The organism is Hydrogenophaga sp. Root209 (assembly GCF_001428625.1).
Lineage (GTDB): Bacteria > Pseudomonadota > Gammaproteobacteria > Burkholderiales > Burkholderiaceae_C > Hydrogenophaga.
Genome location: NZ_LMIE01000030.1, coordinates 245,087 through 268,560 on the forward strand (window position 1 = coordinate 245,087; position 23,474 = coordinate 268,560).

19 protein-coding genes are annotated in these 23,474 nt (G+C 61.8%); 12 read left to right on the forward strand and 7 right to left on the reverse strand.

Annotation, left to right across the window (positions count from 1 at the left end):
* Nucleotides 1-40 precede the first annotated feature (40 nt).
* Genes ASE11_RS17960 through ASE11_RS17970 form a run of 3 tightly spaced genes read right to left on the reverse strand, consistent with a single transcriptional unit; the run spans nucleotide 41 to nucleotide 4,858 of the window.
* Nucleotides 41-2,026 (reverse strand): O-antigen ligase family protein, encoded by a 1,986-nt coding sequence (locus tag ASE11_RS17960; RefSeq protein WP_156406405.1) that lies wholly within the window; start codon nucleotides 2,024-2,026, stop codon nucleotides 41-43.
* Complete coding sequence (locus ASE11_RS17965) at nucleotides 2,023-3,228, reverse strand: pyridoxal-dependent decarboxylase, exosortase A system-associated (RefSeq protein WP_056274836.1); 1,206 nt, start codon at nucleotides 3,226-3,228, stop codon at nucleotides 2,023-2,025. The genes ASE11_RS17960 and ASE11_RS17965 overlap by 4 nt, the downstream gene beginning before the upstream one ends.
* Nucleotides 3,215-4,858: an acyl-CoA ligase (AMP-forming), exosortase A system-associated gene (locus tag ASE11_RS17970; protein WP_082585833.1), complete on the reverse strand. Its 1,644-nt coding sequence runs from the start codon at nucleotides 4,856-4,858 to the stop codon at nucleotides 3,215-3,217. The genes ASE11_RS17965 and ASE11_RS17970 overlap by 14 nt, the downstream gene beginning before the upstream one ends.
* A 115-nt stretch (nucleotides 4,859-4,973) precedes the next feature.
* On the opposite strand from ASE11_RS17970, the gene ASE11_RS17975 reads away from it, so the two are divergent.
* The 4 genes from ASE11_RS17975 to ASE11_RS17990 all read left to right on the forward strand — a co-directional run bounded on the left by ASE11_RS17975 (nucleotide 4,974) and on the right by ASE11_RS17990 (nucleotide 7,946).
* Nucleotides 4,974-5,234, forward strand: coding sequence for an acyl carrier protein (locus ASE11_RS17975; RefSeq protein ID WP_056274838.1), 261 nt, complete (start codon nucleotides 4,974-4,976; stop codon nucleotides 5,232-5,234).
* Nucleotides 5,231-6,079 carry a hydrolase 2, exosortase A system-associated gene (locus tag ASE11_RS17980; RefSeq protein WP_056274841.1) on the forward strand — a complete coding sequence of 283 codons (849 nt, stop codon included), beginning with the start codon at nucleotides 5,231-5,233 and terminating at the stop codon, nucleotides 6,077-6,079. Before ASE11_RS17975 ends, ASE11_RS17980 begins: the two co-directional genes overlap by 4 nt.
* A 26-nt stretch (nucleotides 6,080-6,105) precedes the next feature.
* Nucleotides 6,106-6,951 carry a hydrolase 1, exosortase A system-associated gene (locus ASE11_RS17985; protein ID WP_056274843.1) on the forward strand — a complete coding sequence of 282 codons (846 nt, stop codon included), beginning with the start codon at nucleotides 6,106-6,108 and terminating at the stop codon, nucleotides 6,949-6,951.
* Between the two features lie 200 nt (nucleotides 6,952-7,151).
* Entirely contained in the window at nucleotides 7,152-7,946 is a 795-nt protein-coding gene (locus tag ASE11_RS17990; RefSeq protein WP_056274844.1) for a PEP-CTERM/exosortase system-associated acyltransferase, read from the forward strand.
* Between the two features lie 75 nt (nucleotides 7,947-8,021).
* Here ASE11_RS17990 and ASE11_RS17995 read toward each other — a convergent pair whose 3' ends face one another.
* Nucleotides 8,022-8,777: a PEP-CTERM sorting domain-containing protein gene (locus ASE11_RS17995; protein ID WP_056274847.1), complete on the reverse strand. Its 756-nt coding sequence runs from the start codon at nucleotides 8,775-8,777 to the stop codon at nucleotides 8,022-8,024.
* Between the two features lie 260 nt (nucleotides 8,778-9,037).
* Here ASE11_RS17995 and ASE11_RS18000 point away from each other — a divergent pair, with 260 nt between their 5' ends.
* The 6 genes from ASE11_RS18000 (at nucleotide 9,038) to ASE11_RS18025 (ending at nucleotide 16,444) form a co-directional block, all read left to right on the forward strand.
* Nucleotides 9,038-9,910 carry a ThiF family adenylyltransferase gene (locus tag ASE11_RS18000; protein WP_082585834.1) on the forward strand — a complete coding sequence of 291 codons (873 nt, stop codon included), beginning with the start codon at nucleotides 9,038-9,040 and terminating at the stop codon, nucleotides 9,908-9,910.
* 95 nt (nucleotides 9,911-10,005) lie between these two features.
* Nucleotides 10,006-10,881, forward strand: coding sequence for an outer membrane lipoprotein-sorting protein (locus ASE11_RS18005; protein ID WP_200959379.1), 876 nt, complete (start codon nucleotides 10,006-10,008; stop codon nucleotides 10,879-10,881).
* A 94-nt stretch (nucleotides 10,882-10,975) separates the two neighbouring features.
* Entirely contained in the window at nucleotides 10,976-12,229 is a 1,254-nt protein-coding gene (locus tag ASE11_RS18010; protein WP_162258063.1) for a DUF1302 family protein, read from the forward strand.
* Nucleotides 12,230-12,307: 78 nt separating this feature from the next.
* On the forward strand, nucleotides 12,308-14,638 hold the full coding sequence (locus tag ASE11_RS18015; protein WP_200959380.1) for an efflux RND transporter permease subunit: 2,331 nt from the start codon (nucleotides 12,308-12,310) through the stop codon (nucleotides 14,636-14,638).
* A 253-nt stretch (nucleotides 14,639-14,891) separates the two neighbouring features.
* Complete coding sequence (locus tag ASE11_RS18020) at nucleotides 14,892-15,686, forward strand: methyltransferase domain-containing protein (protein WP_056274858.1); 795 nt, start codon at nucleotides 14,892-14,894, stop codon at nucleotides 15,684-15,686.
* A gap of 23 nt (nucleotides 15,687-15,709) precedes the next feature.
* Nucleotides 15,710-16,444, forward strand: a complete 735-nt coding sequence (locus tag ASE11_RS18025) for a PEP-CTERM/exosortase system-associated acyltransferase (protein ID WP_056274860.1) — start codon at nucleotides 15,710-15,712, stop codon at nucleotides 16,442-16,444.
* A gap of 20 nt (nucleotides 16,445-16,464) precedes the next feature.
* On the opposite strand, the gene ASE11_RS18030 is transcribed toward ASE11_RS18025, so the two are convergent.
* Both ASE11_RS18030 and ASE11_RS18035 read right to left on the reverse strand, forming a co-directional pair.
* Nucleotides 16,465-17,490, reverse strand: coding sequence for a GNAT family N-acetyltransferase (locus ASE11_RS18030; protein WP_235501348.1), 1,026 nt, complete (start codon nucleotides 17,488-17,490; stop codon nucleotides 16,465-16,467).
* Nucleotides 17,487-19,766 (reverse strand): VanZ family protein, encoded by a 2,280-nt coding sequence (locus tag ASE11_RS18035; protein ID WP_156406407.1) that lies wholly within the window; start codon nucleotides 19,764-19,766, stop codon nucleotides 17,487-17,489. Before ASE11_RS18035 ends, ASE11_RS18030 begins: the two co-directional genes overlap by 4 nt.
* Nucleotides 19,767-19,984: 218 nt before the next feature.
* On the opposite strand from ASE11_RS18035, the gene ASE11_RS18040 reads away from it, so the two are divergent.
* Together ASE11_RS18040 and ASE11_RS18045 are read left to right on the forward strand one after the other, a co-directional pair.
* The gene (locus ASE11_RS18040) at nucleotides 19,985-21,154 is read left to right on the forward strand and encodes a glycosyltransferase (protein ID WP_056274867.1); all 1,170 of its coding nucleotides are present in this window, start codon (nucleotides 19,985-19,987) and stop codon (nucleotides 21,152-21,154) included.
* Nucleotides 21,144-22,334 (forward strand): glycosyltransferase family 4 protein, encoded by a 1,191-nt coding sequence (locus ASE11_RS18045; RefSeq protein WP_082585836.1) that lies wholly within the window; start codon nucleotides 21,144-21,146, stop codon nucleotides 22,332-22,334. Before ASE11_RS18040 ends, ASE11_RS18045 begins: the two co-directional genes overlap by 11 nt.
* On the opposite strand, the gene ASE11_RS18050 is transcribed toward ASE11_RS18045, so the two are convergent.
* Nucleotides 22,268-23,458 (reverse strand): DegT/DnrJ/EryC1/StrS family aminotransferase, encoded by a 1,191-nt coding sequence (locus ASE11_RS18050; protein WP_056274871.1) that lies wholly within the window; start codon nucleotides 23,456-23,458, stop codon nucleotides 22,268-22,270. The two genes, ASE11_RS18045 and ASE11_RS18050, sit on opposite strands and share 67 nt — an antisense overlap.
* Between the last annotated feature and the right edge of the window lie 16 nt (nucleotides 23,459-23,474).

A 23,474-nucleotide genomic window follows, 5' to 3' on the forward strand; every position in this document is an offset into this window, starting at 1 on the left:
GGACAACGTCGTCGACGACATTACAGCGTAATGCAAAGGACTACAACCTGTTACACCGTGAAACATCCTCTATTTGTCCACGAAATCCGCCACTTGACCACAACAAAATCATCAGTATCAAGGTCACACGCGGCACTTCCGTGACACTGATCACGGCTCCAAGACTCAACACGCCCACCATGGAAGCGGCCATGGCCCATGCCACCGAGTCGCCTTGCCGCAGCTTTTCCCAAAGACCGAGCAAAGCCCACAAGACCCAGACAGCAAGGATGACAAGGCCCAACAACCCTCTCTCGATCAGCACATCAAGATAAAGATTATCGATGTGCCAAGGCTCAAATTGTCCTTGAGCCATCGGTAGCCAGTGTTGCAGGCCTTTGGAAAAATTGGTATTGCGAAGGCGCTGCCGACCGCTCGAATCCCACAGTTCAACACTCTCGATGCGAATGGCCTTCCTGACCTGCATGGATGAGAGTGCAAGCACGCTCTCCCGCAATCCGGCGACGCCGCTTCTTCCTTCAAAGAGGCTTCTACCCATCCTCAACTCGATCCAGCCATTCCCCGCGTCTGACTGCGGCTTCAGCGAGACCCATCGCCTTTGGCATGAGAAATCGTAGAGCAAGTGTCGCTCGCACAGGCTCACCAGCAGCGTCGATGGACGCTCACCGGTTGCCCGCAAGCGTACATGAATGCTGCCTGCCTCCGTCAGATCGACGCGTTGTGTCAACGCAAACAAGTCAGCGTGCTGCCCACTGTCGTGCCGACCCGAGAGCAAGACATGGGTCTGATTCCCTGCATTTCCCTGCCACAAGGCTTCGCCTGGATAGTGCCCAGTTGGAACTTCGCGGCTGTAATGTGCGGAAAATCGCCCAATGCCCAATCCGGTCATCCACGCATCGGGTGACTTCAGCAGGCCAAGGCCAGAGCGCCAATGCTCCATTCGGCCGACGAGGTCCGAGTCAGACTGCGCCAGGCGATCGGCCATGAACGAGCCGCCGCTCAAAACGAACGCACTTTCAAGAATCAGGGTTGACACCATGGCCAGCAGAGTCCGACGACCCCAGGCCAGGCCGGCGGCGGGCGCCAGCTTGAATCGCCAAGCTGTGATGCCCATGAACAGCAACGCGATCAACACCGCCATGTAGACGCCCCGCGAATATGTAGTAAGCACGACGTAGACCGACAGCACCGTCAAGATGTTGGCGCCAACCCAGCGCCGCGTGGTTGTTGCCGTCCACATCGCCCAGACCGCAAACGGTACCGCCATCGCCAGGTAGGCGTCGATCGCGCCGCCGCCCACATGCATTTCCCAGAACCACGCGCTGGTGCGATAGGCATGGCTGAAATCAAAGAGGCCGGCGTAGACGGCGCGCTCCCAGATGGCAATCGCGCCGACCAGTCCCAAACCCACGACCATGCCGCGAGCCACCAGACGAGCAGACCCTTGCCTGTCTGCGGCACCTGGCGCATGCAAGAGCAAGGCGATGAGCAATGCCCAGACCAGGCTCTTTGCGACGCGCCAGGTGTTCCATGCGCTGTCGTAGCCGGCATACATGGCTTCATTCCAGACCGGGATCGTTGTCCAGTCGACCCCAGCGTCTTCTGCACCGCGCAACACGCCCACCAACAAGGACAGGGCAACCGTACCCCACACCGCCGCAAGTGACCCGCGCAAGGGCTTGCACACCTCACTCCGACAGCGCTGAACATCGATCCCCCAACGAGCGAAAGCGCCAGCCAGGCACGCCAGCACCAGTACATCGGATTCATCAAGCAGCCACCACCCGGTCCAGGGCGTGAAACTCATCACTGGCAAGGCCGCCGGGAGAAGGAACCACAAGGTCTGAGGGCAGGTGGCGTTCCACAAGATGAGCAACAGGATGGCCAGCGGCAGCGCCAGTGGCGCGACGGGATGCTGCACCGCCAAACCCAACGAGGCAAGCGCAAGACAGGCGCTCAGCAACAGCAGCAGCCCTGGCATGGCGACGTTCCAACGCGCCTGCCGCAAGGCACTGCGCACCTTCAAACCAGGACTTCCGCGCAGCGTGGATGGCCGAGAAAGGCCTGTGGGCTGGCGCTCGGTCCGTAAGCGCCTGATTGGTAGACCACCACCAGATCACCGGGGTGAGCCGGGGCAAGCTCGGCTCGATCGGCCAGCATGTCCAGCGGCGTGCACAGGGGTCCGACGATGGACGCTTTTTCGCGCTCTGCGGAGTCCATTTGCGTGCCGATGCAGACGGGGTAGTTGCGACGGATCACTTGTCCGAAATTGCCAGAGGCCGCAAGGTGATGGTGAAGGCCACCGTCTGTGACCAGAAACACCTGGCCGCGTGACACCTTGCGATCCAGCACGCGGGCCACATACACCCCAGCCTCGCCCACCAGGTATCGCCCGAGTTCCAGCACCAGCTGGCCGCCCGGCAACTCGCTGGCCATGCTGTTCTTGATGCCCATCAGTGCTTCGGCCACCGGCGCCAGATCCAGCGCCTTTTCGCCCGGGAAATATGGAATGCCCCACCCCCCTCCGAAGTTCACCTGCCTCACCGGCGCCGGCGCAGTTGCGGCCAGGCGCACCACGAGCTGGTGACATTGGCGAAGCGCCTCCGCGATCGATTCGCCATTGAGGTTCTGCGAGCCCGGATACAGATGGAAGCCTTCAAACTGCAAAGCCGCATCGCCGATTGCCCTGAGCACCAGTGGCACCTGCTCGGCATCCACCCCGAAAGGCTTGGCACCACCGCCCATGCGCATGCCGGCACCGCGCAGATCGAAGTCGGGATTCACGCGAACGGCCACGCGGGCGGGCAGCCCCAGGCGTTGTGACGCACGCGCCAGCAGCTCGACCTCCCGGAACGACTCCAGATTGACGAGCACGCCCGCAGCCACGGCTTGGGCGATCTCCGGCTCGCGCTTGCCCGGGCCAGCGAAGCTCACGTGCACCGGGTCGGCGCCCGCATCGAGCGCCACGGCCATCTCGCCAGCGGAGGCCACATCCAGGCCATCCACCAAGGTTCGCATGAATCCCACCAGCGCGGGCAGGGGATTGGCCTTCACGGCGTAGTGCAATCCGATGCCTGCAGGCAAGGCTTCTCGCACAGACGCCACGCGCTCGACCAGCAGTCGGCGGTCGTAAGCATAAAAAGGAGTCTGCCCAACGCGTTCGGCCAGGCGCGACAGCGGTACGCCCCCCACACACAGCTCACCGCGGATCGTCTCAGAAGGTCTCATCGTTCTTCTTTCCTTCAGTGCTTTCCCAGTCCGCTTTCCAGCGGGCGCGGTCGAGCTTTCCATTGGCGTTTCGCGGCAGGGCCTGCGCATGCCAATGCACACCTGCCGGCACCATGTAAGCGGGCAAGGTGCTCTTGCAGTGCGCCAGCAACGCGGCGGTGTCTTGCGCTTTGGCAGCCACCGCAGCCACGAGAATGACCTGCCCCAGCTGGGCATGCGGCACACCCACGGCCAGCACTTCGTGCACCAAACCGCTCGCGTACACAGCCTCTTCGACTTCGGTCGGGCTCACACGGTAGCCCGAGGTCTTGATCATCTCGTCCCGGCGAGCAACGAAATACAGAAAACCGTCGGCATCGCGTCGCACGGTATCGCCGGAGAAAACGGCAATCTCGGGACGGGCGAGCTTGTCGCCCCCCGCCCTGAGTCCATCAGGCAGCGCGCGGAAGCGCAAAGCCGTTTCTTCCGGCCTGCGCCAATAGCCCAACGCCACCAGCGGCCCACGGTGCACCAGTTCGCCCGGCTCGTCCACCTCACACTCAGTCCCGTCTGCTCGCAGCACACGAATGTCTGCGTTCGGTATGGCCTTGCCGATTGAGTCCGGTCGCCGATCCACTTCGGAGGGCGGCAGGTAGGTGGAGCGAAACGCCTCGGTCAATCCGTACATCAGGAAGGCTTGCGCAGCAGGCACCATCTGCCGCATGCGATCCAGCGTCGCCCGGGGCATGCGCCCACCCGTGCACGCCCAGTAGCGCAAGTGCTGAGAGGCTTCAGCAGGCCAGTCCAGCGCCGCAAGTTGCATGAAAAGCGCCGGCACGGCCGTCAAGCCCGTCACGCGCTCTTTGGACATCGCCGTCAACAGATCGCGTGGCAGCAGGTAGTTGAGCAAGACGACGCGCGCTCCCACCAGAAACGCGGTGGTCAACTGACTGAAGCCCGCATCGAACGACAAGGGCAACACGGCGAGCAGTGTGTCGTCGGGTCGGTTGTGCAGGTAGCTGGCCACGCTGGTGGCTCCCGCCACCATATTGCGGTGCGAGAGCACCACGCCCTTGGGCTGCCCCGTGCTGCCCGAGGTGTAGAAGATCGCAGCCACGTCGGTCTCAAGGCCATGGGGCAACACCTGCCGGGGGGCGGCCAGCGCATCGGTCCAGGCATGGAGCTTGAAATGCGCTACTTGAGGCGAATCGATGTCATCACAGATCACCACGTGCTGCAGGGTTGGACATTCGCTCAGCGCGGGCCACAAGGCGTTCAGTCGAGACGCTGACGTCACCAACACCCGCACACCAGCGTCTTGAAGAATGTGAGCAACCTGGGCCGCCTTCAGGAGCGGGTTCACCGGCACCAGAATCCCACCCGCCGCTGGCACGGCAAAGCTGCTTACCACAGCCTCGACGCGCTTCTCCAGAAACACCGCCACGCGGCTTGCGCTGGGCAATCCCAGGTGCAACAGCCCCGACGCAAGATCCGACACCGCATCGCCCAGCTCGCCATAGGAAAGCCGCACCGCTCCTGCCGTCAAGGCTTCCCGCGCAGCCCAGAAGGCGGCTGCCCGAAGCGGCAACTCGTGCAGCAAAACCGGGGGATAGCTTTCGCTGGATTCTCTCTCTGTGGGCATGCGGCGCATGTTAAGGCATCAAGCCAGACAGGCCGACCACGCTCATGGGCCAGTGGCGCGCAGTTCTTTAGAATCGAGTGCAATTCTGCGCACACATTTCGTTCCCCAACCAGGCCTCAATTCCATGAACGTGTACGAACAGGTCTTGCGCGTGCTGGACGACGCTCTCAACCTCCAGGGGCGCACCGCCGCCTTCGGGCCCACCACACAGCTTCTGGGCTCGCTTCCCGAACTCGACTCCATGGCTGTGTTGGCACTGATCACCGATCTGGAAAGCCATTTCGGCATTGCTTTCAGCGATGACGATCTCAACGCAGAAGTATTCGCCACCGTGGGCAGCCTGAGCGACCTCGTTCAACACCATCTGGCCGGCCAGGCCACATGAGTCAGCAAGGGCGCACTGCCCTTCCCCACGCTTTTTTTCTGCCCGTTGACCCGCAGGCACCCAGCGCCGGTCAGCGTTTTTGCCTGTTCCACCCGGCCAGGGGGAGCGCTCGACGCGGACGCATCCTGTATTTGCACCCCTTTGCCGAAGAGCTCAACACCACCCGCCGCGTGGTCGCACAACAAGCGCGAGCGCTGGCGGCTGCCGGGTATGCGGTCCTGCAGATCGATTTGACCGGCTGCGGCGACAGTTCGGGCGATTTTGCAGACGCCACCTGGGCCACCTGGTTGGAAGACGCCGCACTGGCGCACCGGTGGCTGAGCCAATCCGCCAGCGGTCCACTCTGGATCTGGGGCATGCGCGCGGGCGCCTTGCTGGCCACGGAATTTCTCCAGACACTGACCGAACCAGCCAACTTGCTGCTCTGGCAACCCGTGGTGAGTGGCCAGCAGATGCTGCAGCAATTCACCCGCCTGCACACTGCGGGACAATGGCTTGGTTCAGGCAAACCTGACGAACAGTCACCAGCCCAACGCCTCGCGCAAGGCCAGGCCGTGGAAATCGCTGGATACACCATCAGTCCAGCAATGGCTCAAAGCATGGCGCACGCCCGCCTTCTGCCTCCCGCCACAAAAGCCTGCGGCCGAGTGATATGGATTGAACTGGCCAAACAGGCAGACACTGCAATGAGCCCTTCGTCTGAAAAAGAACTGTCTGCGTGGCGAATCGCCGGCTGGCAAGTGAACGCCCAGGCGATCAAGGCCCCTGCCTTCTGGCAGACAGTGACCACGGAAGACGCCCCGGCCTTGATCAGCACCACCTTGGCGACCATGGCGGCAGACTGAGCTCGATCGAACAACACCCAGCCGCCATGAATGTCCACGAGAAAGCCATCGGCATACCCGGTCCACAAGCCGACATGCTGGGCATCGTCAGCATGCCGGACTCCCATGCAGAACGGCAACACACAGCCGTGGTGGTGGTGGTGGGTGGTGCTCAGTACCGAGTAGGCAGCCACAGGCAATTTGTGCAGATCGCACGCCACTTGGCCGGCGCGGGCTACCCGGTGCTTCGCTTTGACTTTCCCGGGATGGGCGACAGCCCAGGTGAACCGATATCGTTTGAAGACACCTCGACGCACATCGCTGCCGCCATCAACGCCATTCACGAGCACTGTCCCGACGTGAGTCAAGTTGTGCTGTGCGGACTTTGTGACGGTGCGTCGGCCAGTCTCCTTTACACACAAAGCACGAACGATCAGCGCGTGGCTGGCCTTGCTCTTCTCAACCCTTGGGTGCGCTCCGAGGCAAGTCTTGCCCGAGCACAGGTCAAACACTACTACTTGTGGAGACTTGCGGAGCCTGCGTTCTGGCGCAAATTGTTCGGCGGCCAGGTCGGGTGGCGGGCTGTGCGAGAGCTGGGCAACAGCTTGCGGACCATTCGAGCGAAGAATACTGGCCCGTCCAGTTTTCCGGATGCCATGGCGCAAGGCTGGCGGACCTTTACAGGCCCGATCCTGCTCTTGCTGAGTGAACGAGATCTCGTTGCGAAGGAGTTCGTTGAACACGCTCAAAGCGACGCACGGTGGAATGGACTCCTTGAACGGCCGGTCGTGTCCAAGTCGACCATTGATCGCGCCGATCACACCTGCTCATCTTCGACCGCCAGTCGCCAGACAGAGTCATTCGTCTTGCAATGGCTCAAGGGAATAAGGTGAACGGGTTACGCTGGCTTCGCACATGGCAGTGCCGTTAAGTAGATTGGAAATCCCCGCCTATTTTGGCCTTACATTTCGGCGGCTGCAGTTACATTTCAGCGCCCGCAAAGCACACCTCATCAAGGTATCGTCGCTGCGTTGGGGATGCGAGTGCAACCTATATAAATCAGGTGCCTTCGGGCGCACTGCGGAGAACATCGATGCTGGCGCAAAAATATAAATACTCGGTCGTGAGCCCAGGTACCGAGGAGTACGAAGAGTACTGCGCTCTGAGACATGAAGTTTTCTGCGCGGAGCTCGGTCGCTTGCCTTCTTGCGAGGACAGAGCAGGCAAACGCCCGCTGGAGACAGACGATTTCGACGCGCACAGCGTTCACGTGCTGTGCCGCTCGGTGGAAACGGGTGAAGCAGTGGGGTGCGCACGCCTCATCCTGCCGAGCCCACGCGGACTCAATGTCCTGTCGCGCTACAAGCTGCACAGCAAGCCGAGTTCGGAAGTAGATCTGGTGGGTGAAATCGGCCGTCTCGCCATCTCGAGCAAACTGCGCAGGTATCGCCGCGACACCCAACTGGTGGGACCAGCCCTGCCCTCAGGCCCAGCCGACGACCTCACCAAAGAAATCAAACGCGACGGACCCACCGTTGCCCTTGGTTTGTATAGGGAAGTGTTTCGCTTGGCCAGTGAGCACGGCATCACTCATTGCTACGCAGCCATGGAGCCCTCGCTGTCGCGGATGCTCAACCGCCTCGGTTTTCCGTTTCACGAGGCGGGGCCGATCAACACGGCGGTCCAACCCGCGCGTCAACCATACCTCATCGGCGCCAACGCCTTGCGCTCCGGACTCGCGAGCCGCAACTCTTGCCTGTACAAATTCCTGTTCGGCATGGAGGAGGCAACAGTCCTTGGCGATACGGATACGATCACTTGGCGGGAGCCGAACAAATCCTCGCTGACTTCATCCTCATTCGGAGCTCTTCTTCCTGAGCTGACCTGAAGCCATTCACCGCTGCCGAACCGACGAAAAAAAACCGCGCAGATCCTGCGCGGTTTTTTTGGCAAACCTGAATGGTTATGCGTTCTTCTTGCTGCGGCGCACTGCACCGATGGCGGCCAGGCCGAGGCCCAACAGAGCGAGTGCGCCTGGTTCTGGCACTTCGGTGGAATCACCGGTGATGTTTGCCGAACCCAGATGGGTCTTGTCGCCGATGGCAACGGGCAACGGGGTGAATGACGAGGTGTAGTTGAAGTCGGCACCGAACTGGCCGTTGGTGTCGAAGTAAGGTGCAGCAACACCACCCACAACGTCCAGGAACCCAGAGCCTTCACCGTTGAGGATCACGCCAAGGGCGCTCACGCCAGTGATGGAACCAGACAACGTGTAGCCAGCACCCAATGGGTCAGCTCCTACCAAACTCAACCACAGAGCGCCGTCGGAGAACGTTGCCGGGTTGTCAAAGACAGAGTTGGCCGCCGACACATAGAAGTCCAAGGTGCCACCGCTGAAGAAGAAATCCTCACCAACTGCTGGGGTGAGATCATTCAACAGGGTGTAGCCCGAGAACACATAGGTCAACTCGCAACCAGAAGGGCAGAACGACGAACTGGCTTCAGTATTGATCGTTGTGATGCGGCCCCAACCAGAAATCGTCTGGCCGATATCGACTGCGACGTTTTCAACCAGCGTGCTGTTTGCGGAAAAATCAAACATTGAGTCGGTATCCCAAACGATACCGCCCACGTTGACCACACCAGCGTTGGCGGCTCCAGATGCGATCAGCAGTGAGGCTGCGGCGAGCACCGATGCGGCGGACTTCTTGAATTTCATGATTAAGCTCCTTGAGGATGTTGGGCGAAAAGCGTCGGACCTACTGCAAACTAAGCAGAATGCGTGCCAGAGGTAAAAAACTTAAAAGAAACAAAGCTCAAGTTGAGAAGCACACTTTTCGCACGCATTAGCTGTAAAAAAACCCGACAAACTCCCATCTCCATCCACTCGTTGGTTCCAGCTTGCGTGTCTGCCTATCCTCATGCCCGAGGTGGCACCGCCAAATGGTGCCACCATATGCACAAACACAAGGAGGTCACTTGTCTCACTTCAACTACGCAGACGCCTTCAGCCGCAACATCGGCGTGGTCAGTACCCCAGAACATGATCGCCTGCGCAACTGCACGGTTGCCATTGCCGGCATGGGCGGCGTGGGTGGCGACTATCTGATCAGCCTCGTCCGTGCAGGCGTGGGCGGTTTTCACTTGGCGGAATTCGACGAGTTCGAAGTGTTCAACTTCAACCGTCAGTACGGCGCCAACACCGAGACGATCGGCCGCCGCAAGCTCGACGTGATGGTGGAGATGGCGCTCGCGATCAATCCCGAGTTACGCATCAAGAAATTCAGTGATGGCATCACCGCGGGCAACATCGACGCCTTCCTGGAGGGCGTCGATCTGGCCGTGGACGCGATCGATGCCTTCGCTGTCGACATGCACCCCCTGCTGGTGAACGCGGCCACCGCCCGGGGTCTGAGCACCATTGCCGCCGTGCCGTTGGGCCTGGGCGCCGGGGTCTTGGCATTCGGCCCCAAGGGCATGTCGTACACGGACTATTTCGCCATCAAGCCTGAGATGTCGGACGACGAGAAGATCGTCCAGTTCATGCTGGGCTTCGCGCCAGAGCTCCACCACTTGAAGTATCTGGACCCGAAGACGATCAATCTGAAAGCGCGCAAGGGGCCCAGCTCCATTGCGGGTTGCAAGCTGTGCACGGGTTTCATCACCACGCAGGCGCTCGTTGCCCTCCTCCACCCGCAAGACCTGCAGTGTGTGCCTTGGTACACCTACCTGGATGCGCGCCTGTCGCGCTTTCATCACCGGCGGCTGTGGATGGGCAACCGCAATCCGCTGCAACGTCTCAAGAGCTTCGTGGCCAAGAAACGACTGGAAAAAATGTCGGCGGACGCTTGATTTCGGGATGTTTCCTTTCGACACCATGGCACCAGGCTGGCAGCAAAGTGCCTGCGTTAGACTGGCCGCCTGACAGACAAACGGAGGGGGCGAGCATGGCAGCAACGGTCTGGTATTCATGGCTCGGATCCTTGTGGACAGCACCGGGTGGAGCGGGAACTGAGCAACGGGCCGCCTGCCGGCGCGCGATGGGGCTCGTCTTTCTGACCGCGCTGCTGCTCTCCTCAGCCGTGTTGGCCGACGATGGCGCCAAGCTCGCTCAGCGCGTACATGACCGCCCTGACGGCAAGGACTCAACGTCTGCAGTGACCATGTCCCTCACGGAGGAAGGCAAGCCGGCGCGAATTCGTGGCATGGTGGTGTTTCGCGCCAGCGCGGCGGGTAGCCAAGTGTCGACTCTGATCAGGTTCACCGATCCCGCGGATATTCAGGGCACAGGGCTGCTGACCATCGATGGCGCAGGCGGCGTGTCCAACCAGTGGATCTACCTGCCGGCCATGCAGCGCGTGCGACGGGTCGACTCCAACCGCAAAGGGGGACGTTTCGTCAACTCCGACTACTATTTTGAAGACCTGCGCGACCGCAAGCCGACGATGGATGCCCATCGGTTGCTGGGCCGGGAGCGTGTGGGCGACACCGACTGCGAGATGCTCGAGAGTGTGCCGGTGGACGCCAGCAATTCCGTCTACGTTCGCCGCGTGAGCTGGATTGACCCCAAAAGCCTGCTGCCCTTGCGAATCGACTTCTTCGAGCGCAACGCCGATCAGCCGAGCAAGCGCCTTCTGGTTGTAAAACGCGAACAGATTCAGGGGTACTGGACGGTGATGGACAGCACACTGAACGACCTCGCAAGCGGTCACCAGACCCGCTTGACGGTGGGACGTGTGCTGTATGACCGGAATCTGCCAGAGTCGCTGTTCACGTCACGCGCGCTGGCAGAAGAACGGGTGGAACGAGAATTTCGCCCTTGACAAGCTCGGTTTGCAGATGCGTGGCGATTGCAGCGTCAAAAACAACACCCAAACTTCAATCAAAGTAGGAGCAATTTCCATGAGGGGTCAGCAAATGCGCAACGCCTGGGCGACGACCGGGCTGGTGATGCTGGGGATGATGGCAGCCATGCCGACAAGGGCTCAAGATCAAGGCCTCAAGGTGGACGCGCTGCGGCTGGAAATCGGCGGGTTTACCGACGAACCTGGCGCATCGGGCAGCGTCCTGGCGCATGGGGCCGTGAGCCTGCGCGGCGACTCCGGGGACTGGAGCTATGCACTGGGCGCGCGACTCGATGCCCATTCGCAGAACGGGAGCAGCGATTTCGAACGCGTTCGGCTCGACTACACCGAGAACTACCTGCGCTGGCAGCAAAAAGATCTTCGCGTAACCTTGGGAACTCAAAACGTCCTGTGGGGACGGGTTGACGAGATCTCACCAACCGATCGCATGAGCCGGGTGGACTTTTCACGAGGCGTTCTCGACAAACTGCCCGATCGTCGACGTGCGGTGCCCGCAGTGCGCACGGAGTACTTTGGCGAAGGCTTCAAGCTCGATGGCGTGCTGCTCCCCGTGTTTGATGATGCAGTCATGCCGCACGCCAATAGCGTGTGGAACCCGGTGGACACGGTCAACGGTCGGATTCTGGGCATTGGAAACCTGCCGGGCATCGTGGGCGCGCGCGTGGTCAAGGCGGACATCAACGGGGCCGGTGGCGCCGGCCTGCGTTTGACAGCCGAGGGCCAGGGCTTCGACTATGGCTTCAACGTCCAGCGCGTGCGGCAGTCACAGCCCTATTACAAAGTGATTCCCGGCGCACCGGTCGTGCTGCAGGCGGTGCACCCGTTCAGCACCGTGCTGGGTGCCGAACTGGAGACAGAACGCATGGGTGCCACGTGGCGCATGGAGGTCGCCGTGAACAGCGCCGTGCCCCTGACGACACAGACCTTTCAGTACCGAACCGACCCGGCACTCGACATCGTGATCGGCGCTGAATTCTTCCCTGGTGACAGCGAAACGCGTGTGACGCTGCAACTGGCAGGCCATCGAACGTTCACCAACCAGCCCGTGCTGGATCGCACCCGGATCTACAGCTTCACCGGTGAGATCGAGCATCCTTTTGCCAATGGGCGCTGGCGTGCCGATCTGCGTTTTGCAATGGGGCTCAACGACCGCGATCTGTATATCAATCCACGACTGAGCTACACCGGCATCGATCAGCAGGAAATCTATCTGGCAGCCCACTTGTTCAGCGGAGCCAACAACACCTTGGGCGGTTTCTTCAGGCGCAACGACTCCGTGGTTGTCGGCTGGCAGGGGAAATTCTGATTGCGACGACGTTCAACGCACCGAGGCATTTCGAAGGACCTTGCTGCGCTGCAGGCAGAAGATGACTGAGGATCTCACTTGATCGACCGACTGCGAACCCTGCTGTTCAACGTCACGCAAAGCGCCCTCTTCCTGCGTGTCACGCAGCCGCGCATCCTCCGAAGGAAAACCGCGGTTGCCATCATCGTGCTCATCCATGTGGTGGGCGCAGCACTCCTGTTGAGGCTGAACCTCAACAACGCACCCGAGCTGTACTTCCCGGCCGACGCGCCAGCCACCGTGCTCGAACGCGAACTACGCGCCGAGTTTCCCAGCGACGAGATCCTCATCGGCCTGTTCCAGGGTGAGGATGTGTACACCGCGCCCGTGCTGAGTGCGCTCGACCGCGTTGCAGCCAGCATGGACAAGCACCCCGATGTCGACCGGGTGTTCTCCGTGACCCGGGTGGACCACATTGCCGGCAGCGCGGACGGTTTCGTGGTCGAACCGCTGATTGACGTCGCGAAGCTCGAGCAAGAGTCACCGCAGGATCGAACCGCCCGCGTCCTGGGTGATCGGTTCATGCCGCGCTGGCTGGCGTCCACAGACGGAAAATCGCTGGCAGTCGTGGTGCGCACCAACAAGCTGAGCGAGAGCCGCCAGCGCCAATCGATCGAAGACACGTTCCGGGCCGCCGTTCAAGATCAGAAGCTGGACAAACACCTTGTGGCGGTCGCAGGCACAGTGGCCCTGGACGCCGCCGAAATGCGGTCGATGCTGCGCGACACGATCGTGTTCACGCCATTGGTGATGGGATTGGGCCTGGCCCTGCTGTACTGGGTGGTCGGACGCGTGATCCCCGTGATCATCGGCGCCGTGGCCATGAGCACCTCGGTGGTGGTGTGCGTCGCGCTCATTGCGCTCCTCGGCAAGCCTTACACGCTGGTGACAGCCATGGTGCCGACCCTTTTGTCGGCCTACACGGCCGCCAACCTGCTGCACTTCTATGCAGCGCTCAAGCGCATGCGCGATGCGGGGTTTCACCGCCCCAAGCGGGTCGTCTTCGCGCTTCAGGAGATCAACACCCCCGCGATGTTCAACGTGCTGACCACTGCGGCCGGCATGATCAGCCTCGTTCTTGTGCCCATTCCGCCTGTGCAGGTTTTCGGCTTCGTGGGCGCCGTGGGTGTGGTGGTGATCTATTTTGTGGTGTTCTACCTCGTTCCACCCTTGCTCGTGAAGTACGACCACGGGCCTTGGGCCAAAGACGGTGGTGGCTTTGGATGGACGCGGCGCCTTTCGTTCGCACTGGCACGCTTCGGCATCCGCCATGCCGGTTGGGTGGTGGGAGCGCTGCTGGCCGTGGGGGTGGCCGGGACGGCCTTGGTGCTCAAGGTCGAAGCCGAGTCGGATCTGCTGAAGTTCTTCAGCCAATCGCACCCGCTGACACAGTCCACCGCGCGGGTGGAGACGTCCCTGGTGGGAGTGACAGCGCTTGAAATCGTCGTCGACGGACCCGGTCGTGATGCGTTCAAGAGTGTGGCGTTGCTCAAGCAGATCCAGGCGTTGCAGGCCCAGGTGGAAGCTTTGCCAGAGGTGGACCGGTCCATGTCGATGATGGACATCGTCGAAGAAATGAACTGGGCCTTCAACGAGGAGGACAAAAGCTTCCGTGCCCTGCCAGCCGACGATCGCATGTTGGCCCAGTTGCTGCTGATTTATGACGGGCGAGATCTGCAGGAACTCGTGAACAATGAATTCCAGCGCATGCGCATCTTGCTCAATGTGAACGTGCATGGCGCCAATGCGATCCAGGAGGTCATAGCCAAAGTGGAGGCCCTGATCACCAAGACCGACGCGCCCCAGCTGAAATGGCAGATCGCAGGTTACGGACGCCTCTTTGCCGATCAGGAAGACCTGCTGGTGACGGGACAGCTGCTCAGCTTCGCGGGCGCATTCGGACAGATTTTCATCATCATGCTGCTGCTGTGGCGAACGGTCCCGGCCGCCGTGATCAGCATGTTGCCCAATCTTGCGCCGTTGTTTTTCGTCTTCATGCTGATGGGGACCGCCGGCATCTACCTCGACATGGCCACGGTGCTCATCGCGGGCGTCGTGTTGGGCATCACCGTCGACGACACCATCCACATCTTTTACAACTACCAGAAGCGCCGCGACAAGGGACTGGGCGTGGTGTTCTCGATCGCGCGAAGCATCGAGGCCTCGGGCAAGGCCGTGCTCGCCACCTCGGTGCTCCTGGTCTCGCAATTCCTTCTGCTGAGCACGTCCAGCTTCGTGCCCACGTCCAGCTTCGGCCTGCTCACCGCCATCGGCCTGATATCCGGCCAACTGCTTGAGCTCCTGCTGCTGCCCGCCCTGGTGGTGCTGTGGAGCCGCATGAATCTGCGCCACCCACTGCTGAGGCTTTAGCGGTTTCCCATTCGATCTACGCCATTGGCATCCTTTGCGCTCCGTCAAACTGCTGCGCATGACCGGCGAGCATAATGAAACGAGCCACCGCGAACGAAGTGATAGGGTTGATCATGAGTTCTCAAATGACCACCCATCCATACAATATTCGTACAAACGCAGGCTTGAGGAGGGAAAAGACGATGTGTGCTCACCTTCGCATCCAGAGATGCTGCTTCCTGATCGCCACCGCTGACGGCGAGGCAAGCAGAGCATGAACACCGGTTCATACCAATTCGAAGCGCTCAACGACGCGCGTTTTCAAACACAACGTTTGCAGCAGCAGGCCCAGGCCGTGCGCGGCATGGAAGCCGCCATATTGCGGGGAGCCGGTATCCAGCCCGCGCACGACGTGCTGGAAATCGGCAGCGGCCCGGGCTTTGTCTCCGATCTGCTGGCCGAACTGGCGCCCGAGGGCAGCCTGCACGCGGTGGAACCCAGCCCGACCTTGATCGCCGAACTCGAAGGCAATGTGCGACAGAAGCCCGCCCGTGGGTTGTTTGCCCATCAGGCTTACGGCGACGCCTTGCCCCTTGCGGACCAGAGCATCGACTTCTCTTACACACGGTTCGTGCTTCAACATGTACCCAAGCCCGACGCGGTTGTGCAGGAGGTGTTTCGTGTGACACGCCCGGGTGGGCGCTTCTGCGCGGTCGACTCCGACGATGGCCTGGTGCTCTTTCACCCTGAGGAGCCGCGCGTGAGCCATGTGCTGAGCAGCGCGCAGGCGATTCAATCAAGCCAGGGGGGTGACCGTTTCATAGGTCGCAAGATGCAGGAGATGATGCTCAGAGCCGGCTTCACGAACGTCAAAACGCGGGTCATGATGCTCACCAGCAGCGAGCTCCCCTTCCCGGTCCTGTTCAACATCCTGCTCGGCTACAAGGCGTCGCTGCTGGGTGACCTTGTGGATCTGCCCCGGCTGTTCGACGACCTGTCCGCCGACGTGGCTGCTGGCAGGCGCCTCGTCTCTGCCGGCGTGTTCATCGTCTCCGGCGAGCGCGCATAGGATCAGCACCACAGAGGCGTGCTATGGAAACCGTGTACTTCTCCTTCTACGAAGTCATTCCAGGCACCTCCGATTTCGAAGACTATCTCGAAGCTCGGTACCTGGTGTTCTGCGAAGAGCTCGGCCGCGTCGACGCGCCAGGCATGTTTTCCAGCCGCGGGCATCCCATCGAAACGGACCCCTATGACGTCAACAGCCGGCACTTCATCGCGCGCCACAAGGCCAGCGGCGTGGTCGCGGGCTTCATGCGGATCATCATGCCCAACGAGCACGGGCTGAACGTCGAGCAACGCTACGTGATCGATCGACCACTCCCGTACGCAGGTGCGACAGGAGACAAGATTGGAGAAATCTCCAGACTGGCCGTGACACCTCATTTCCGCCGCCGTCACTCAGACGAGGGCAAACCGATTCAAGGTGACCCCGAGAGCGAGATGACCCTCAAGACCGATGGTGTGCGGCATCACCAACCTGAGCTCGTGCTGGGCATGTACCGCGAGGTGTACCAACTGTGCCGCCAGACCGGACTTGACTACTGCATGGCCGCCATGGACAACCTCTTCAGCCGACTTCTGACCCGGTTGGGGTTTCCTTTTGTGGCAGTGGGCCCGATGAATCCGAACGTCCAGCCCGCGCGGCGCGTCTACATCATCAGCGCCACCGAAATGGAGCGCATGCTCGGCGCGCGCGAGGCCACGATTCTCCAGTTCATGCAGACACAGTTGAGCACCAACGAAGAGCCTGCACCAACGTCCTGAGCGCCTGTCTCTCCGCTTGATCAGGTCGTCGCCAAGATCGATTTCACCGAACGGCGCCAGCGCCCCAGCACATGACGCCCAGCGGCCAACCAGCCTCGCCAGCGGCGCATGTCACAAGCCAGCAACCCCACCCGCTCGCGCCGTGAAGCCATCCAGTCGGCCTTGTAAGCATCGTCTCCAATGAGGTAGTCGACTTCCTGCACACGATCAATGTCCATCACATGCTGCATGAGTGCTGCCGTGAGCACGGACCCGGCCGACAATTTCTCGAACCCCTCAACGTACGCCAGCTTGTAGATGTTGGCCTTGCTGCCGTGCGCCAACCAGAGCTGCGCGGCCAGTGCCCGACCATTGAGCCGGAGCACCCCCAGACGCAACCAACCTTCACGAGCCGCCGTGCGGATGAGGCCCGGCATGAAGCCGGGGCAAGGTTCGGGTTGTTTCCAGCTCTGGGCATAGACCGCTTCATAGGCTTCGATGGCGGCGTCCAGGTCGTGTTCCTCGCTGGTGCTGATCTCGATGCGCCAGCTGCCTGCTTTGTCCAATCGACGGCGACCGCGCTCCACGCTGTGTCTGAGGGCAGAGGGACGTTCGGACCAGTAGGCGGCGAAGCCACCGCCAGGAACTGGCTGGTACCAGTTGCCGAAACAGAAAAAACGAGAAGTCAGATAACCCTGCGCGCGCAACCCACTCTCCAGCTCGCGCAGCCACTCGGCATCACCATTGAGCGGTTGCAACTGAATCACGGCACTGCCGGGAAGTGATCGCACTTCTTGCACCAGGGATGTCCACCCATCCTCGTGCAGCGCGTGTGTCGGGCCAACCGGACCGTAGAGACAGCTGTAATAGTTGGATTGAGCAGAGAGATGGCCCCCTGGTGTCAATTGCATGAGGGGCAGCTGAACAGCCCCCACGTTGGTATCTGCAACGGCCCGATGGCAGGTCGGCGCCTGAGTGAATCCATGCGCACAAAGGTTGTCGAACCAAGCCTGGCTGTAGAACAGATCGTCAGGGGCCACAAGGGGTGTTGATTCGCTGAAGGTCAATGGATGTGGGCTCGCCGTTGTATCGGAGGCTTCAGGGCAGATGTGAAGCGCCAACCGACGTGTTGAAGCAGGGCCAGGCCACAAGCCAATACCGCGAGCACGAACACGAAACGGATCCAGAGCGCCGCACCCGTCACATACTGAGTCCGGTCGGTGCTCAGCAAAAATTGCAGCGCTGAAAACACCTTCTCGTACTTGATGACGTTCTGCTCCAACCCCGCCAGGATCGCAAAGGGCGCCACGAGCGTTCCAACGACCATCGTTGGCACCAGACTGCGCCAAAGGCTGGGTACCGCAATCAGCACCGACAGCGAAGACGCCGCGAGACAAATTCCCAACGCACCCATCGCCAGCCAAGAGGCCGCAGAGAAGGCCGCTTGGCTGGCCATGAGCTCGATCAGATTGTCGGTCGCCGCCTGGTCCACGACGACCCAATACAGTGGGTAGGCCAGCACGGCGGACACCAACAGACCATTGACAAAGGCAGGCAATCGGCGCGGGTCCATGAGCATGGCTACAAACAGGCAGGCCAACCCTACCTGAATTCCGATGGACGTCCACAGGGCCATGAAACGCAGCAACCGCTCCCACTCCCAGGGCCAATCCAGGACTGGCGATCCCACCACATCGTGAATGCTCTCCAGAGGCACACCCAAACGCAGCAGTCCATAACAAAGTGCACCGATGAGCGGCAAGCCAAGGGGTGCCGCGAAGACCCACAACGGCGAGCGGTTCAAGAGCAACAGGGGGGCATTGGCCAGGAGAAACAGGCAGATGGCCATGGCCATTGAAGACACCAGACCCAACGGGCCAACGGCGATCAGTTCGCGCACGTTGTAGGGCACACCCGGAAGGTTCACGGCCACAGAGAGGGCAACCGCCAATGCCAGGACAAACCCCACGTGGAGGCGCACGCCACCACGGGCAGGACCCGCTGCCAGCGGCGCAGGGGCTCTCGCGCGCACGGCCGGCACGGGAATGGATCGAACCTCGGCCAGGCGAGGCAGCGAGGGAACCGTGGACACCGACCAGCGAGCCAGTCGAAAACCCAGCACCCCACCCAGAAAGGCCAGACCCGCATCGGTCAGGTCAGCCACCTTGCCAGGCAGGAAGACCTGTCCAGCCTCCACCACCACAGCCACCAGCAACAGCAAGAACACGGTGGCCCCTGAAAGCTTGGCGACTCTCCCTCGGACCCGGGCATTGAGGGTCAGGAACCAAAGCACCCCGCCGGGAAGAAAGAACCCGATCCGCCGGAGGACTTCGTTGATGGCGCGGTATTCGTCAGCCAGCTGGTAGGTGGTGAAAGGAACCCGCAGCCAGGACATCCATTCGTCGCCAGAAGGCATGCGGAAACTGAACGGATACCAGAAGACGACCAACACCAGCAACAGCCACGCCACCCAGGTACTGAGCCAGCGCCCCGCTCCAATGCGCTCGGTGGCTTGCACCGAGGCCAGGCTCCAGAACCGGGCACATCCACTGCCCAGGACCACACCCATCCCCGCCAGCAACACGTCCGTGACGTCGGTGACCCGGGTGAACACGAACAGTTGAAGCCCCTCGATCACTGCTCCCATCAAGAGGCCGCGCAGCAAGGTTTTTCGCAAGCTCAAGGGGCCCGACAGATACAGGAAAACGCCAACGGGAAGCCAGATGGCGATGTCGGACACGCACTCGTAAACACGCTCGGAGACATCGCCAGTCAAGCCCGCAAACGGCATCAGGATCACGCGTCCCTCGGCCCACTTGTGATAGATCTCCACGGGATTGATGGTCAGATCCAGTGGAAGCAGGCTGAAGCCCAGCAGCACCGCCAGATAGGCCTTGAGCGCACGGCTCAAACGCGCGGAACTGCGCTCGCGGCGCCACCAACCCAGCAGCCATTCGGACACCGCCGCACCCCATCGATGTTGCGCCGTCAATCCAATGACCGTGCCCAGATTCTGCGCAACCACATCGCTCCAGGACATCGTGCGCGGGGGAAAGAACTGCTGTGCGAACTCAACACCCACAGCCATCAACAGAATGCCCACCGCAATCACGCCCCGCAGCATCCAGGTACCCATCCACGAGCGCCCGGGCAACAGGCACTGGGCCGCAGCAAAAGCCACTGGAATGGTCAGCAGCACATTGCTGGCCTTGTCAACGCGGGAGCCCATGCCCAGATCGTCGGCCCCAAACGTCATGAACCGGGCGACGGCTTCAGCCCACGGCAAGGGCTGAAAGTTCAGCGGCACCAGGCTGCCGTACACGACGAACAGAATGCTCGCCAACAGCAACCACCGCCAAAGCCGCACGACCTCGACAGAACCGGCAACCCGCGGACGAAGGAGCGGCACCTCGCCGCCACGATTCGCTGCGTTCACCTGAACAAACCTATGTGGCTATGCTTCGTCACAACTGTTGGCAAGTGCGAAAGGGGTTGCAGAAATACGAACATAGTACCCTTGCCACCTGCTCAAAACCTTCTGACAGCCTTGTCAGGCCCCAGATGCCCACTCCCCCCCGCCACGTCGTTCACCTCATCTACCGTTTCACCACCGGCGGTCTCGAGAACGTCGTCGTCCAGCTCATCAACAACCTGCCCCACGGTGAGTTCCGGCACACCGTGGTGGCCATCACCGATGCGGACCACCAGTTTGTCCAGCGCATCGAACGCAAAGACGTCAACGTCATCTGCCTCAACAAGCCACCGGGGCAGCCCTTCGCCCTGTACCCCAAGACGTACCGTCTGTTGCGCCGCCTCAAACCCGACGTGGTGCACACCTGCAACCTGGCGGCCCTGGAATTCATGCCCATGGCGGCGCTGGCCGGTGTTCCCCTGCGGGTACACGCCGAGCACGGCATGGACATGGGCGAGATCAACACCAAGGGCTCCCGCTACCTCACCTTGCGCAAGATCTACAAACCCTTTGTGCATGAGTTCATTGCCGTGTCCAAGCCACTGCAGGGCTACCTGCAGCGCAAGCTGGGCGTGGCGCCAGCGCACGTCCACCTCATTCCCAACGGGGTGGACACGCACATGTTCCGGCCACCCCATGCGCAAGATCCCGCGCCACCCGGTTTTCCTTTCGAACGCGATCGGCATTGGGTCATCGGCACCGTGGGGCGACAGGTCCATATCAAGAACCCCTTGATGCTGGTGGACGCATTCATCGATCTGGCCCAGTCCAGCATGGACGGCACCGAGCGCCTGCGTCTGGCCATGGTGGGCGACGGCCCCTTGCTCGGCGAGATCGCCAAACGCGTGCGTGCCGCAAACCTGGAAGACCGGGCATGGCTGCCAGGCGTGCGCGGCGATGTGGCCGACATCCTGCGCTCGCTGGACTGCTTTGTTCTACCCTCGCTCTCCGAAGGCACCTCATGCACCCTGCAAGAGGCGATGGCCACCGGTTTGCGCATCGTGGTCACCGATGTGGGCGGCAATGCCGAATTGCTGGAGCACGGCGCGTGCGGAAGTCTTGTGCCCTCGGGGAATGTTGAGGCCCTGAAATTGCAACTGCTCCAGCAGCTCCGGGGTTCAGGGCACGATCAAGCCGCGGCCGCCCTGAACTCGGCACGCGAGCGCCATGGCCTGTCCGTCGTCATGCAGCAATACCGAGAGCTGTTCCTCGGCCGTCCGCGCTCCGTGAGCGCTGCAGCAGCACGCCATGAGCCTTGATTCACCCAGCGTTCCCGGCATGACATCTTCCCTGCCCAGCAACGAGGCTTTCGCCCGCCGGCATCGTGTGGTCATGAGCGGGCCGCTGCCGCCCGCCATCGGTGGCATGGCCTCGGTCGTGGGCGCGCTCAGCCAGTCCCTGCTCGCCAGCCAGACCCACCTGACACTGTTCGACACCGGCAAGAAGACGGCAGCCAACCGGACCCTGCTGCAAGGCATCCGGGCGCGCCTGCAGTTGATGCGCGATTGGTCCGCCCTGCTCGCTGGCCAACCCGGAACCATTGCCCATATTCACACCTGCAGCGGCTTCACCTTCTTCCTCGACGGCCTGCTCGCCTTCGTGGCCCGCTGGCACGGCTGCCGGGTGGTGTTGCACGTGCATGGCGGACTTTTCGACGCCTTTCTCGACGGGCTCAACCCCGCCATGCTGCGCATCGCACAACACATCGCGCGCCGGGCCGATCTCGTGCTCGCCTTGTCGGAGGACTGGCGGGAGCGATTGGGGCAACGGTTGCCAGGAAGCCGCATCGCCGTTTTGCAAAACGGCGTGGCCGAACCCACCTGCGAGCCTCAACGCGGAACCAACGCACGCACCACATTCCTGTTCCTGGGCAATTTAAGTCACCTCAAAGGTGTTCCCGTGTTGCTGGATGCACTGGAGCTGGCCCAGGCCGACTGGTGCGTTCAGCTGGCTGGCAACGAAAGCGAGCCTGGCTACAGGGAGCGGCTCGGCGATGAGATTGAGCGCCGCGGGCTGGCGGAGCGCGCCACCCTTCTGGGGCCTGTGGTGGGCGAGGCCAAGCAACAACTTCTGGCTCGGGCTGACGCGTTCGTGTTGCCCTCGCTGGCCGAAGGCTTGCCCATGTCACTCCTCGAAGCCATGGCTGCGCGCCTGCCGGTGGTGGCAACGACCGTGGGCGCCATTCCGGAAGTCATCGATGAAGGCGTTGAAGGACACCTCGTCCCACCGGGTGAAGCGGCTCCTCTGGCACAGGCCATGGACAGGTTGGCGGTGTTGACGCCGTTGCAACGTGAGTCCATGGGCCGCGCTGCGCATGCCAGCTACACGTTGGGCTACAGCGTGGATGCGATGGCGCAGACGCTGCTGGGCATTTACGAACGCGAGTTCGTTGTCAGTGCGACATCCAGCACCGCGCAAATGCCCTCAACATCGGATTGACTCATACCCGGCCTGCAAGGCACCCCCAGCAACCGCTTCGCCATGGCCTGTGCCTTCGGCGCCTCGGCCCCCGGTGCAACATGAGCCGCATAGCCCGTTCGCGTCTCAAGGCCGCGGCTCCTGGCTTCGCGCCGAACGCCTTCGAGGTCCGTGCCTTCGGGCAGAAGCAGCATCACCCTTGCAAGAAATCGCCCCGGCGCGAACTGCGGAAACCGCAGAAGGGGGTAAGCCTGCAAGGCTTGGTGATAGGCCTGCGCGATGCGCACCTTTTCCAGCAAGAGCGCATCTAGCCGGCTCAACTGGGCCAGCGCAAGGCCCGCCTCAAGGTGGCTGATCTGCGTGGCCCGCTGGTGGGCCACTGGCGACCGTCCCAGCACGGCCAGCGCACGGCCCAGGTAGTAGCCGGAGTGGCCGGTGTGAACATGGCCGACATGGTTCCAGAGAAAGTCGGCCAGCGGACCGAGCCGGCCACTTGCCGGTGGCAAAGCGGCGCAAGCCTGGTTGGCCTGCTCAGCCCATGTCGGCCGGTTGACCAGCAACACGCCACCAGACCCCCGAATGCCGGTGACGATGGTCTTGGACTGCGCAAAGCTGATCAGGCCCGCGTCACCAAAAGTGCCCAGCAGGCGACCGTCTTGTCGCACGCCCACCACCTGGGCTGCATCGTCAATCAGGAACACGTTTGCCAAGTCGCACAAGGCTTCGATCTCACCCATGCGCGATGGGCAGCCATACATGTGCGGCGCAATCACCGCCAGGGTGTCGGCACCCAGCGCAGCCTTCACATCGGCGGGGCTCATGTTCAGATCGTCCTGCACGTCCACGCTGCGCACACGCAGGCCGCAAGCTTCCACGGTCTGGATCACGCTCGGGCAGATATAGGCCGGCACGATCACTTCCACGCGCTCAGGACGTTGTCGTTTGAAAATGCCCAGCGCGATGTCGATGGCGTGATGGCCGTAGTTGGTAAGGTGCACGGCAGACGGCGCATACATCTGCGCCAGCCGCTCCCTCAGCAAGGCGGGGTGGGGCCCTTGATGCACTCGGCCACTCAGCAGGCAGCGCGCGATGGCCGTGTATTCGCGACCCGACCAGTCGGCAAAGGCAATGGGCTGGCGTTTCAAGGGCGGGGCCTGACGT

Coding starts and splice junctions, on each gene's coding strand:
- ASE11_RS18040 (WP_056274867.1), top strand. CDS start 19,985: ATGCCCACTCCCCCCCGCCACGTCGTTCACCTCATCTACCGTTTCACC.
- ASE11_RS18025 (WP_056274860.1), top strand. CDS start 15,710: ATGGAAACCGTGTACTTCTCCTTCTACGAAGTCATTCCAGGCACCTCC.
- ASE11_RS17990 (WP_056274844.1), top strand. CDS start 7,152: ATGCTGGCGCAAAAATATAAATACTCGGTCGTGAGCCCAGGTACCGAG.
- ASE11_RS17980 (WP_056274841.1), top strand. CDS start 5,231: ATGAGTCAGCAAGGGCGCACTGCCCTTCCCCACGCTTTTTTTCTGCCC.
- ASE11_RS17975 (WP_056274838.1), top strand. CDS start 4,974: ATGAACGTGTACGAACAGGTCTTGCGCGTGCTGGACGACGCTCTCAAC.
- ASE11_RS18020 (WP_056274858.1), top strand. CDS start 14,892: ATGAACACCGGTTCATACCAATTCGAAGCGCTCAACGACGCGCGTTTT.
- ASE11_RS18005 (WP_200959379.1), top strand. CDS start 10,006: ATGGCAGCAACGGTCTGGTATTCATGGCTCGGATCCTTGTGGACAGCA.
- ASE11_RS18010 (WP_162258063.1), top strand. CDS start 10,976: ATGCGCAACGCCTGGGCGACGACCGGGCTGGTGATGCTGGGGATGATG.
- ASE11_RS17995 (WP_056274847.1), bottom strand. CDS start 8,777: ATGAAATTCAAGAAGTCCGCCGCATCGGTGCTCGCCGCAGCCTCACTG.
- ASE11_RS17965 (WP_056274836.1), bottom strand. CDS start 3,228: ATGAGACCTTCTGAGACGATCCGCGGTGAGCTGTGTGTGGGGGGCGTA.
- ASE11_RS17985 (WP_056274843.1), top strand. CDS start 6,106: ATGAATGTCCACGAGAAAGCCATCGGCATACCCGGTCCACAAGCCGAC.
- ASE11_RS18045 (WP_082585836.1), top strand. CDS start 21,144: ATGAGCCTTGATTCACCCAGCGTTCCCGGCATGACATCTTCCCTGCCC.
- ASE11_RS17970 (WP_082585833.1), bottom strand. CDS start 4,858: ATGCGCCGCATGCCCACAGAGAGAGAATCCAGCGAAAGCTATCCCCCG.